Source organism: Pseudomonas sp. S11P7 (assembly GCF_023195435.1).
Classification (GTDB): Bacteria; Pseudomonadota; Gammaproteobacteria; order Pseudomonadales; family Pseudomonadaceae; genus Aquipseudomonas; species Aquipseudomonas fluorescens_G.
Genome location: NZ_JALPKS020000002.1, coordinates 549,916 through 562,598 on the forward strand (window position 1 = coordinate 549,916; position 12,683 = coordinate 562,598).

Below are 12,683 nucleotides of genomic sequence, written 5' to 3' on the forward strand. Positions count from 1 at the left end.
ATGACGGTATTCACACGCGGGTGGGCATTGGCTCTGACGATGGCGGCATCTACTGCTCAGGGCGCGAATCAGGAAATTCGCGCCACGTTTCGGCCGGACCCTTCCCAGCCCTCCAAAAACGTATTCATCAACCAGACGCCGAACAGCGGTTATTGCGCGGACTATCCGAATCAGTGTGCCGAAAACCTCATGTTCAGTATTCGTGTGCCGGTCAATTTCACCTCCACGGGTTCTCTTGTGCCAGGTGATGGCATCGCGGTGAAAGCCCCCGCGAACTGGCGGCGGCTGACTGTCACCAACGCCGACACGCAGGAGGCGGAAACGGTCGAGATCCGCATCACCGGCATCGGTTCAACCTATCACCTCAGTCATACAGCCAATGAACTGACAGGGACGCAAGGAGACGATGTCGAAGGACACCGAGCGCTCTGGACCACAAGCAGCTGGGTGAATGCCCCTGCGCCTTGCCGGTTCAGTGGCAACCTGCCCTACAGTCCCAAATCGTACGGCTTTTTCTGGAAAACACCGGTAGAAGCGCCTTGCACCAAATATGCGGCCTACGCCATTCCTTCCATGTCATTCCAGTCGCTCGATTTCGCCTATGAGCTGCGCACACCCAACCCGCTGGGCATGTCTTCAGGCCTCTATACCGGCTCCATGCGCTATGGCATCGAACCCGGTGGCGACTTCGATTTCGGGGCACTGATGCGACCCGACGATGGCGACCTGACCCTCGACTTTGTCCTCGACGTGCAGCACACCCTGAAGGTCGACCTGCCGCCCGGTGGCAATAACGTCACCCTTGAACCCGAGGGCGGCTGGGCGCGCTGGATGGACAGCGGACGCAAGCCGCCGAAGATTTTTCGCGACCAGCCATTCCACATTTCAGCCTCGTCGCGCTTCAAGGTCATGTTGCTGTGTGACTCGTACGGAGCTAACAGCTGCAGGTTGGGCAGTACGAAGGGCAACACCACCCGCGTCCAGGTGTTCATGACCTTGCCACCGGGCATCACCCATCCCGGCAGCGACGGTAACGTCACACGCCTTCCGCTGAGTTTCAACAACTGGATCGGTCCGTTTCAACCGGGCCTGTATGTGGATCGCAAGCCGGGCGCGATTCATTTCGAAATGACGCGATTTGACATTGATTTTCTGCTCAAGGATCCCGCTCTCACCGACCGCCTGCGCGGCAATGTCACCGTTATCTGGGACTCGGAAGTATGAGCCTTTCAGCCCGCGCCTCTTCAACCTTCCAGGAGTGTTCAACGATGAACCGTGGTTTTCTGCTGGGCGTGCTCAGCCTGTTTTGCCTGAGCGCCCAAGCCGGCCCGCAGATCAATGTCGGCACCGTGTACGACTATCTCGACGCCGATAAAAGTACTTACCTCAAACGTGTGTTCAACAGCGGCGACGCCACAGCGTTCGTCAAGGTCAATGTGCTGGAAATCGTCTACGCCGCCGACGGCACTTCGCAGGAAATTGCCATCGAGAACGCCGCCGACGGCGCCTCGCGCAACGGCCTGATGGCCAGCCCCGCGCGGTTGATCGTGCCGGCGCAGGGCATGCAGGGCACACGCCTGTTGTACATGGGCGAGCGTGATCGCGAGCGTTATTTTCGCGTACGTTTCGTGCCGGTTGTGCCGGAAAAGGAAGACGAATTCGTGGTCAGCAACGAAGAGCGCGAAGACTACAAGAACTCGTTATCGGCCGGGGTCAATGTGATGACCGGCTTCGGTACGATTTTCTTCGTGCGGCCCAAGGATGCGCGTTTCGACACCGTCATCAATGACAGCGCCAGCCGCTACGAACTGCGCAACAACGGCAACACGGTGATCATCATCGACGAGTTCAAAAGCTGTTCGCTGACCAAGGACAGCGACTGCGGCGCGACCACCAAGCACCACGTCATGGCCGGCAAGACCTTCGCCTTCGACAAGGAAAAGGGCCGCGAATACCGCTTCTTCCTGATCGAAGGGGCCGAGAAGAAGGCCCTGAAAATCGCCAGTCGCTAGGTCCGTTTCCATTGACGCATCGGGTAATCAACATGATCAAGCAATGCACCACCGCCGCGCTGATGGTCGCCACCGGGCTGACCGGTGCGCTGGCGTGGGCGGCCCGGGAAGAGCACACCTTCGAAGTGTCGCTGAGCATTCCCAGCCGGCCGTTCTATGTCATTCCTGCCGAGCCGGACTGGATTCACCGGCCGCAACCACTGCTCTGGGATTACCCCAAGGCAACCCTCGGCAGTCTGGAAAAAAACTTCGACGTGCGCCACGACAGCAGCGCCATCGACGCGCGCCTGCTGCTCGATCCCTACCTGGAGAATGGCCGGCCCAACGAGGTCATCATGCTGCGAGTGACGTTCAATGACGTGGTGCTCAGTTCGCACATCGTTCCCCAGCAAGTGGTTTCAAGAGAGGAGGCTGCCGGCGGCAAGCGCGTGGCGTTGAAGATCGAACCGATCGAGCCGGCCGGCGGTTACCGCTCCGGTGACTACAACGGCAATGTGCTGCTGATGTTCACTGCCGCCGCACCGGCCGGCGAGCTGGAACCGTGAGCTTCAGGCGAATAGAACAATGAAAAAAATCACCTTGGCGCTGGGGCTGCTGTTGATGGCGAGCGTTCCCGAGGCGCAGGCGCTGCAGCAGGAGATCCGCGCGTTGTTCCAGCCGGACCCGTCGCAGCCCAACAAGAATGCATTCGTCAACCAGACGCCGAACAGCGGCTATTGCCAGACGCATCCTGTTGAATGTGCAAACTTCCGCATGTTCAGTATTCGCGTGCCGGCGCGTTTTACTTCAAGCCGCTATGTCGGCATCTTCGATTCTGTCGGGGCCAAGGCTCCCGTGCGCTGGCGCCAGTTGGTCGTGACCAATACGCAGACGCAGGCCACGGAAACACTCGCAGTGCGCATCACCGGGCTTGGCTCCAATTACGTGCTGAGCCATCCGGCCATGCGTCTGGCCCCTGGCAGCACGCCGCTCGAAGCCCATGGCAATCTCTGGACCACCGGCAGTTGGGTGGATGGCGTCGGCCGGCCCTGCACCTATAGCGGCGTCGCCGAGCACGGCCCGGAAACGTTTCGGTTCTTCTGGAAAACACCTTTTGATGCCATGTGCGCGAAGGTGCCGGCGTACCACATTCCGGAAATGTCCTTCGATACGCTGGATTTCGCCTACGAATTGCTTACACCCAATCCGTTGGGCATGGCCTCCGGTCACTATGTCGGTTCGCTCACTTATACCCTCGGGCCCGGCGGAGATTTCGACATGGGGCCGCTGATGCAGGCGGACGACCCCAACCTGACACTGGACTTCGTGCTGGATGTGCAGCACACCCTCAAGGTGGATATCCCACCCGGCGGCAACCACATCGTGCTGGAACCCCAGGGCGGCTGGCGCAGCTGGCTGGAAAGCGGGCGCAGGCCGGTGCGGCTGTACCGCGACCAGACATTCCATATCTCCGCGTCATCGAAGTTCACCATGAAACTGGAATGCGAACATGAGCTGGGCACGGGGTCTGGCTGTGCGATTGTCGATCGCGAAAGCGGCTTCGCGGGGGGCGTTGATGTCAGCGTCAGTTTGCCCAACGGTCTGACCGACAGCGCCGGGCAAGCCGTCAGGCGTTTTGCGCTGGGCCGTGCGACCAGTGCAGTATTCCAACCGGCGTCTTATGTCGAGCGCAGACCCGGGACGCTGCACTTCGAAATCAACAAGGCATGGACTGATTGGCTGATCGACAACGCCAAGGGCCGGCCGTACAGAGGCAACGTAACGGTGATCTGGGATTCAGAGGTCGGTTAGCGCGCCCGCTGGCCAGCCCGTTCGGGCCGGCCAGGACGAGGCAACGCTGATGTCAGATTCCGGCTCGGGCCAGCGCTTCGCGGGTCAGTCGGCGCGAGAGTTCCTTGCGCTGATCAGCGATGCCGAGCAACAGCTCTTCGTAACGCTTGTCGCTCATCGGGGCGTCGTCGAACAAGTCCGGCGCGTCACCGATATCCAGCTGCTCGGCGAGGGTCTGGATCCGGCGCGCCAGGCCATGCGCATTGGTCTGCTCATGGGGCGCGGCCCATTCGGCCTTGGCTGCGCGCAGCTCGTCGAGCAGGCCCTCCTTGGGATCGAATGTGCGCCGGTTGAGTTCGTATTGGTCCGGGTAGTTTTCCTCCAGAAAATCGGCCCAGAAGTTATCGGACCCCAGGTCGAGCATGCCATTGACCAGGCCGTGGCCCTGTTCAGCCTGAGTGATCGTTTTATAGGCCATGTCGATTTTCGACTGGGTGACGCCAGAGCGAGCCCGGTAAAGCATGCCTTCAGACTGCCAGGGCAATTGCAGGCGATCAGCCAGCCCCGTTTCGTAGGCCATGTGCACCTCGACCTCGTCCGGCGGGAGGTTACGCGGGTCGGTTTCATTCAATTTCGTTTGGGTCTTGTATTCGAAAGCGGCTTCGTCGGCCACTTTGTTCAAGCGTGTCGCGGCACGGGCCAGGCGCACCAGGTTGTTTTCCAGAATCGCAGGCGATGTCGATTCACCGTACGCCTTGGAAACCAGCACTTTCATCCCCAACGAGTTGAACAGTTGCGCACCGAAATCGCCGCAGTCATCCGGTGTCGCGATCTGCTGGAACAGCTTCTCGCGCAGTCTTGCGTCCAGCGCTACCGCATCGACCATTTCCCAGACGCGCTGTGTCAAGCGCGTGCGGCCCTCATCGGTATGGTAATCGGCGCTTTCTCTGAGCTTGCGAATCACGCTGAAAAAGCCGGCGGAATCCGGCTCCGCCATCAGATCGTGCCAGGACTCTTCGCGGTATCGGGTAAATGCGTCTGACGGGCTGAACAGGCTGGATTGTCGCGGGAGCGATTGCCAATGGCTGATTTCGTCGGCGGCCGCCGTGAAATTCTCCTGGACGAACCCCAGGCCTACGGAAGTCCTGTAGTTGCCATATCGCACGCGATCCTCGTTGGACAGTCGCGAGAGGTTGAACCGCGTCCGGGCAAGAATACGCGCCTGTGCGGAGCCGGGTTCGACCTCGGGCAGCGTCTTGATGGGCGCCTCGCGCAGGTCGAGCATGAAACCTCGTGGCCGCGGTTTATCCAGCGTGCCAACCTTGAACAAACCTTGCGGCCAGGTCTCGATGGCGGTTTTCGCCAGGCTTAGCTCTCGCAGATGATTCATTTGTCCGACATCGGGAGGCAGTTCCAGCGGGTTGGCGTTCAGGTTCAGTGTCCGCAGCTGTTTCAGCTGGCCAAGCTGTTGTCTCGATTCGGCGGAGAGTTTGATGCTGTTGTCGGCCAGATCCAGGTCGCGCAACTCGCGCATCAGCCCGATGATTTTCGGGAGTGCCTCCAGCTCGCACTGCCGAGCGCTCAGTCGGCGCAAGTTGGGGAAGCTGCTCAGAAGCACAATCGGATCTGGCGACAGGCGCGCCCGGTCCAGTTTGAGCGCGGTAATGCGGTCCAGATAAGCCTTCATTTTCGGCCGCCGGACCAGATCGTTCCACCAGCGCTCCGGCGCAACACGCTGCAGGTCAGTGGATAGATCCAGCGTATAGCCATGATCGGGGTGCACGCTGCGCTCGCCGAAGAATTCACTCTGGCGATCAAAGCATTCGATCAATCGCTGCTCAACGAAATCACCCCCGTTGTGCAAATAGTCCTGTGACGGATGAGGGTGACCTGTCTCCGGGTCCCGTTCTGCATAACCGTCTCGCCATTTTTTCAGTTCGTCCTGCAGGACTGCGCGTTCCTCTTGCAGCCGTTTGATGGCGTCTCCCGGCTCGCCCCGGCGCGCCAGGGCTTCCACGAACGTGGCGGCTTCGACTTCTGTCATTGACGGGAAAAGGTCGCGTACTTTTTCCTCGGGTGTCGAACTGCGCATGAACCTCGGCCAGCCACGCACCAGCGTGTCGGTTTCGACGCTGGCCACCGGGCGAATCGGCGGTTCTGCCAGAACCGTGCGGCGCTCGGCAGGTGCGGCCGCCAGCTCCATCAACCAGACTTTCAGCGCAGCGCCCTGACCGCGCCGGTAGCCGATGCTGGCCAGTGTTTCGTCAGGCAAAGCGCGCAAGACCGATTCGTGGAACTCGTCGGCGCCATGCAGTGAACGGTTGTTGGCGTCGAACACTTCGTAGCGGCCGTGTTCATCCCTGATCAGCCGCCTGACGGTTCTGGCGTCATCCGCTCCGCTGCTGCAGCGCAGTGGCCCGTCGAAGGTGCCTTCACGGACTTCGATGCGCAGATCAGCGAAGGTGTCGGTATGCAGCCGCAGCGTGCCGAGGGCGAGGCGTTCGCTGTCGGCGCTCAAAGAGTCGTTGCGGTAGAACCCTTCGTAGGCACGGCTGGTTCTGGCTTCGAAATCCAGTTCCCGCGCCTGGTTTTTCAGGCGTAGCGGCAAGCGTTGTTCATCCAGGGTGCGCTGCCGTTCGCCGGCACTGGCCTGCTCAAGCAGTTTTTTGCCCAGCGGCAATGGCAGTTCGGGAAAAGTCTTGCGCAGCACTTGCTGATCAGCCTGGCGGGTGCGGTCGGCCGCTTGATAGAGACGTTTCGATACATCGCTGCGACGCTTATCGACGGCATCGGCGAGTTTGTCGCGCAGCGCTTGCACCCGTTCGGCTGCGGGCACGTCACGGCCCAACAGCGTGCGCAGTTGCCCCTCGTCGAGAAACGTCAGCAGACGCTCCGGCAACTGCCCGGCGTTGAGCGCTGACTGCGAAATGGTCAGCGTGTCGGCGGCGCTGGCCATCGGGTTACCGTACTGGCGGGAATAGCCGTCGAGGTGCTCGTACTGGACCTTTAGCGCGCGCTCGTAGGGCCAGCCCGGCAGGCTGGTGGCGATTGGTTCGAACCAGTCCGACTCGGCCGCGATCGGCTTGCCGGCGCGGATGTTGGCACTGGCCAGCTGCGCATCCTCGTAGGCTGCAAAACGCGTCAGGCTGTCGGCCAGTAACGGCGGCGGCGGGCTGCTGTCGCTGTGCATCCGGCGCAGATGATGGTGGCCGGTGCCGCTGCTGATGCGGATCTGCTCCAGTTGCGTGGGCGTAAAGCGCTCAGCGCGGTGGCCCAGGCGCGGCATCAATGCGCTGTCGTCCCAGTCGGCCGGATTCTCCGCCTCGTGCCGCCAGGCGCCGTGTTCATTGTGCTCCAGAAGCGGTTTGTACGCGTTGTCGCGCTCGGGGTGTTTGACTCGCCAGGTTTTCACTTCGGGGCGCGTCGAGGCTTTTTCCACGCTGAAGAGTTTGCCCTCCAGCGGCAGGATGCGCTCGCGACCATGATCATGCAGGCCATGCGGGTCGGGTTGCGACGCCGGGTCGAGTTGCAGTTTTTTTTGCTCGTAGGGGCCCAGATCAGGATTCCACAGTGAGGCTTTGCCGTCGGGCAATCGCACCGGTTTCATGCCGTCCACCAAGGGCGACAGCTTGACCTTGAAGGCGCCGGCAATTTCCGCTCCTGCACCAAACGCCGCCAGTTCGATGACGTTGGTGACCAAGCTGATCACATGCTCACCGGCTTCCTGCCACAGGCCTTCGGCCAGGTCGACGATGCCTTCGATGACGTCGCTGGTCAGCTGGTACGCGGTGTAAACCATCATCAGCTCGCCCAGGCCCGGCACGAACGGGGCGGCAATCAACAGGGCGACGTTGAAGATATCGGAAACGATTTTCTTGAAGTTGTCCCACCACGCCCAGCGCGCCTTGCTGTCGGTGTCGGCAGTGGAGACAGCAATTTCCCGGGCGTCGTTGAGAATCTTGTTGAGCTTTTGCTGATAGGCGTGGCGCCAGTAATCGCCTGGCACTTTCAGCCGCGCGAATTGCAGGTGAGGATTGTCCACCGGGTCCTTGCGCCATGCCGGGCGCTGATCGGTCGGGTCGACACGCGGGTGATAGCGGGTGACGAACAGGCGCTGCTCGAGTTCGGCAAAAAAATGCCCGCGTTGCTGCTGATCGACGAACTGACTGAAAAATTGCCGGTAGGTCTGTTGCGTCGCCTCGCTGAAGCGGTCTTCGCGAAGCTGCCGGGTCAGTTCCTCGCGAAAGGCTTTCAGGGAACTGTATTCCTTGAGCGGGTGATCCGGGTCGTGCGGGACGTAGACGATCAGACGCCGAACGCCGCGGCTGTCCAATTGCGTATGGGCCAACAGCAGGATCCCGATCAAGGGTGTGCCGAGCACCGACAGATCGGCGCAGACCAGCGCGCGGCCATTGAGCATCAGCGGGCGTTTTTCCTCGCTCAGGTTCAACAGCACTTTGTACGCGTCGTAGGCGATATCGTCCTTGATCAGCGCCAGATTCGCGGCGACGACGAGGGCGTCTTTCTGGCTTTGGCTGACCTTGTATTGCAGAACGCTTTCGGCCAGCGGTTCACCGGGCAGCAGGTAGCTTTGCAGATGTTTTGGTACTGCGCGCCAATGTCCAGTTCGCGGCAGAGCTTTTGAAACGCGCTGACGGGCATGGCGTTTTTGATCGGCAAGACGTCGAAGGCACCGCGATCATCGGGCTTGCTGATGTAATCCGAGCCATGGCCTGCCGTCTCACTGCTGGCGAAGTTGTGCAGCGCGGCATCCAGCAGCGACACCGTACGGGTGACGATGCCCTCGGACAGGTTGATCGCGTACCACGGCGTTTCAGCGGGAAGGTAGAGGCGCAGATACGTACTTTTGACGTCCGGCTCGATGCCGTGATCGGCCTTGATCTTCGCCTTGAGCAGCGGCTCGGCGAAGGCATACAGGTCGGTTTTCGCCAGCAGGTGATCGACCCGGTTCTGCGAATTCCACGCCTTGAGATTGGCTGCGGCGAGTTTGTTCAGCCAGGCGGCGGGCGCTGAGGTGTACCACGGCTGGGCCTTCGGCGGCGCGTCGACCAGGGCGCGGACGCGGCTGACCGTGGCGGTCTTGAAACTGTCGTTGACCGCCGATTTGATGAATTCGTAGTGCCGGCCTTTGTCTGGTTGTTCGGCAGGCAGGGAAGCGAGAGACATGGCCAATCATCCTTGATTGTTGAGGAGTGATCAGCCTACCCACGGCGGGGCAAAACAAAAGTTCAAAGATCGGGAGGCAATCGGCGCTGCGGTGGGGCGACAGGCCGAAAATTCGAATCTGAAAAATACAGGAGTACCACCCGACGCCAGGAAAAAGCCTCACCCTGACTCCGAATCTCCCGACATGATTTGTTACCTCGCTGTAAGACGCGACGCCTCATTCAGCGCCACGCCCGCGGTCTGCGTCGGCTGGCATTGCGAGTCGCTGCCCGGTTGCAGATACGGCGTCAGAATCGGCGCCATGCCCTTGAGCACCTGCGTGGGCAGGGCCGAAGTGAACTTGAAGTTCTCCGCCGAGCGACCCGGAACGAACGCGGTGAGGGTGCCGAAATGATGGTCGCCGATGTAGAACACGAAGGTCGCGGTGCGGTTGATCGACTTTGAACTGATGATGCGCCCGCCCGAGCCGATGGCCGCGATGCGGTTGTCGCCGGTACCGGTCTTGCCGCCCATGGCCAGCGGCGTGCCATCGGCCAGTTTGAAACTGCCGGAAACACGTTTTGCCGTACCGGCATCGACCACTTGCGACAGCGCCTCGCGCATCGCTCTGGCAACTTCCACCGGCATTACCCGTTTGCCGACGTGCGGGTCGTTGACCACTTTGGTTTCATAAGGCGTGCCGGCCGCGAAATGCAGGCTGTCGATGCGCAGCGTCGGCATGCGCACGCCGTCATTGAGAATGGTCCCGATCAACTCGGCGAGGGCGGCGGGGCGGTCGCCGGAACTGCCGATAGCGGTGGCCAGTGACGGCACCAGATGATCGAACGGATAGCCGACTTTTTGCCAGCGCTGGTGAATGTCGAGGAACGCTTCGATCTCCAGCATGGTGCGGATGCGGCTGTCGCGCGCGCCCTTGTGCCGGCTCTTGAACAGCCAGCTGTAGACTTCCTGGCGCTCGAAATGGCTGGCCTTGACGATCTCGCTGAACGTCGCGTCCGGGTGGTGCAGCAGGTAGCCGATCATCCACAGGTCCAGCGGGTGAACCTTGGCGATGAAGCCCTGGTCGGGCAGGTCATAGCTGCCGGGTCCATAGGCGTCGTAGAGGCGGATCAAGCGGTCGTCGGTGAGTTTTTCATTGAGTTTGGTGCCCTTGAGATGCGAGCGCACGAAGCGGTTGAAATCTTCCTGGCTGGCCTCGGGCAGCAGATAGCGATGCACGGCGGCCATGCGGATCGGCGTCGGGCGCATGCTGTCGAGAAAAGTGTCGAGACGCGCCTGGGTGTCCTTGTTCCTGTACTTCTTCCAGAACTTGAGCAGGAACGAGGTGCCTTCACGATCAGCAAAACTGGCCAGGTATTCCTGGCGACGCGGGTCGCGATCGTCCTTGAGCAATTCGGCGTTCGGCCCGGAATAGGTGGTGTAGCGGACGATGTCGCGCATCAGCCGAATGAACGGCAGGTTGATCGATTCGCGAAGTGAATCGCGCAGGGTCGGCAGGCGGCCGTTGTCCTCTTTGCGAAAGTTGTGGAATGTATGCAAACCGCCGCCGGTGAAAAACGCCTCGCCGGGGCTCGCCGAATATTTGCGATCCAGCGCGGCGGCGAGCAGCTTCGACAAGTCGTGATCCTTGTTCTGCATCAGGTAGTCGATGACCCAGCGGCTCAGCCGGTCCTGATCGGGCACCTCGACTTTCTTCAGCTCGGCTGCGCTCATCGCGGCGTACTTGTCGTGCAGCTCGGCGATGATTTGCAGGTAGGTGGTCAGCACGCGCATTTTCGCCGTCGAGCCGAGTTCCAGTTTGCTGCCTTCGTTGATGTCGAAAGGCTGGTCGGTGCTGTCGGTCTGCACTCGTACGCGGGAGCCGTCGGCGGTCAGTTCGAACAAGGTGAAGCTGTAGCGCACCTGCGTGGTGCTGGTTGGCGTCAGCAGACGCTCGCCGAGCAGGCCGATTTCGGCGGCGTAGGCCGGGTCGGCGAGTTTTTTCAGGTACGCCGTGGCCTGGGTCTGCAGGTCGCCCTGCAGGGTGCTGGTGGCGGACAGGTCGAGGCGGTCGAGGTCGTAGAGTGGGCGGTTGAGCATGCTCGCCAGCCGACTGCGGGCGGCGCTGATGCCCTTGTTGGTTTCGATCGGCTGGATCGTCGGTTGAGTTTGCCAGTCGCGGTACGACACGGTGCTTGCCAGCGCGGCATCGGCGAGCGCGTTGTCGATCACGCCGTTCTGTTTGAGCAGGCGCAGATGGCTGTCGGTCAGGCTGGCAAGATCCTCGCGGCCCTTGGTCAGGTAATACGAGGGGCGGCGCTGGGCGATCATCAACGAGAGCATTTCGCGCAGGGCCAGGCCTTTGGCAGCCATGGTCTGCGGGTCGGTGGCCGGGCTGTTCAGTTGCTCGTTGGCCTTGGCGAAATCGCTGCCATACCAGACCCGCAAGCCTTCGGCCATGCCGTGTACTTCACCGTGTCCCGGCACCGCCGACAGCGGCACGCTGTTGAGGTAGTCACGCACGATGTTCTGCCGTGCTCCCAGGGTCTGTGGCCCGTCTTGATAGGCGCGGACGCTGGCGGAAAACATCTGCCGCAGTTTCTCCGCGCCTGATGCGGTAAGACCTTCCGGCGAGTGTCGATATTTTTCCAGTTGCGTCGCCAGCGTGCTGCCGCCGGCCGATTGCCCCGGCAGGTGCAACAACTTCGCCACTTGCGACCACGCGGCCATGCCGAAGCGCGGCCAGTCCACGGCGGGGTTGGCCAGCGGTTGCTTGGGGTCGAGCAGAAAACGGTTTTCGATGAACAGCAGGCTGTTGACCACCACCGGCGGAATGGCCGCGAAATCAGCATAGAGCTGTTGCGGATAGTTGTAGCGGTACAAGGGCGCGGCGCGGCAGTCGGTGATCGACAACCCGGCCTGAATTTTCTCCGAATACGGTACAAACAAGCCTTTGTCGGTGTAGCTCAGCAGCGCCGGCGAAAACCGCGTCTGTTCGGTGATCACGTAATTGCGCTTGAGCAACCGTGGCAGGAATTCATCCAGCGAGCTGTACCCCAGACGCAGGTCGAACGGCCCGTTGCCCGGATAACGGATCGCCTCGCTCGGCCCCGGTTCCAGTTGATATGTCAGCGAGGCGGCGTATTGGCTGAGTTCGCGCGCCTGGAAACGCGAGGTGCGCATTTCCCGGGACGCGGCCAGCCCCACCACGATCGCGATGATCAGCAGCAGCAACCAGAAAGCCTTCCACCCGTGCCGGTTGCGACGGGGTTTTTCAGGAACAGGCGCTTGATCCATACGTTCAGTCGGAACCACGGTTTTACTCGAATCGGTTTGCCACAAAGCGCCCATAGTCGATTGATCCATACACGCAGATTGATCGGACTTGTCTGAAGCTTAGACGGTGGTTGGCGCGGGGCGAGGGAATTGTGTGAGCACAAGCGTCGAGGCGCTCACTGGCGTGTGCAACCTGATGAGCAGCCACGTTTGCCCGGGCCGCTGCGGTTTGTCCTGTGACACAGTTCGGCGACGTGCCGAATTGACGATCGACCGGGTCGTGAAAGTTCTGCGGCAATAGTGCCGCTATTAAGCTTTTCGCCGTTTTACTTGTAACTCTTTCGGACTGACTGCGGGAGTTTTTGGCGGGCATTCAGAACGGGGTTCAGCCGTGGTGATAATGACGGCTCAGGTTTCTCGAGAGGGCTGAAGTTCCATGGATGCATTGTTTTAATGGTA

General features: G+C 61.0%; 7 protein-coding genes. 4 read left to right on the plus strand and 3 right to left on the minus strand.

Annotated features, from left to right (window positions below):
* From M0746_RS02665 to M0746_RS02680, 4 genes are read left to right on the plus strand one after another with little or no spacing between them, the layout of a single operon-like run.
* On the plus strand, positions 1–1,224 hold the full coding sequence (locus M0746_RS02665; protein ID WP_258448121.1) for a hypothetical protein: 1,224 nt from the start codon (positions 1–3) through the stop codon (positions 1,222–1,224).
* A 44-nt stretch (positions 1,225–1,268) separates the two neighbouring features.
* Complete coding sequence (locus M0746_RS02670) at positions 1,269–2,012, plus strand: molecular chaperone (RefSeq protein ID WP_258448122.1); 744 nt, start codon at positions 1,269–1,271, stop codon at positions 2,010–2,012.
* 32 nt (positions 2,013–2,044) lie between these two features.
* A complete protein-coding gene (locus M0746_RS02675; protein ID WP_208939899.1) occupies positions 2,045–2,557 on the plus strand; it encodes a fimbrial assembly protein in 513 nt (170 codons plus the stop codon).
* A 19-nt stretch (positions 2,558–2,576) separates the two neighbouring features.
* Positions 2,577–3,803 (plus strand): hypothetical protein, encoded by a 1,227-nt coding sequence (locus M0746_RS02680; RefSeq protein WP_258448123.1) that lies wholly within the window; start codon positions 2,577–2,579, stop codon positions 3,801–3,803.
* A gap of 52 nt (positions 3,804–3,855) precedes the next feature.
* Here the strand turns inward: M0746_RS02680 and M0746_RS02685 are convergent, their stop codons facing one another.
* From M0746_RS02685 to M0746_RS02695, 3 genes are all read right to left on the minus strand, one after another.
* A complete protein-coding gene (locus tag M0746_RS02685; protein WP_342454971.1) occupies positions 3,856–8,379 on the minus strand; it encodes an NEL-type E3 ubiquitin ligase domain-containing protein in 4,524 nt (1,507 codons plus the stop codon).
* Positions 8,271–8,969, minus strand: a complete 699-nt coding sequence (locus M0746_RS02690; RefSeq protein WP_258448125.1) for a dermonecrotic toxin domain-containing protein — start codon at positions 8,967–8,969, stop codon at positions 8,271–8,273. The genes M0746_RS02685 and M0746_RS02690 overlap by 109 nt, the downstream gene beginning before the upstream one ends.
* 192 nt (positions 8,970–9,161) lie before the next feature.
* Entirely contained in the window at positions 9,162–12,299 is a 3,138-nt protein-coding gene (locus M0746_RS02695; RefSeq protein ID WP_258448126.1) for a transglycosylase domain-containing protein, read from the minus strand.
* Positions 12,300–12,683: the final 384 nt, after the last annotated feature.

What these genes read in the sequence shown, in the direction of transcription:
- M0746_RS02665 (WP_258448121.1), top strand. Translation starts at nt 1, where the DNA reads ATGACGGTATTCACACGCGGGTGGGCATTGGCTCTGACGATGGCGGCA.
- M0746_RS02670 (WP_258448122.1), top strand. Translation starts at nt 1,269, where the DNA reads ATGAACCGTGGTTTTCTGCTGGGCGTGCTCAGCCTGTTTTGCCTGAGC.
- M0746_RS02675 (WP_208939899.1), top strand. Translation starts at nt 2,045, where the DNA reads ATGATCAAGCAATGCACCACCGCCGCGCTGATGGTCGCCACCGGGCTG.
- M0746_RS02680 (WP_258448123.1), top strand. Translation starts at nt 2,577, where the DNA reads ATGAAAAAAATCACCTTGGCGCTGGGGCTGCTGTTGATGGCGAGCGTT.
- M0746_RS02690 (WP_258448125.1), bottom strand. Translation starts at nt 8,969, where the DNA reads ATGTCTCTCGCTTCCCTGCCTGCCGAACAACCAGACAAAGGCCGGCAC.
- M0746_RS02695 (WP_258448126.1), bottom strand. Translation starts at nt 12,299, where the DNA reads ATGGGCGCTTTGTGGCAAACCGATTCGAGTAAAACCGTGGTTCCGACT.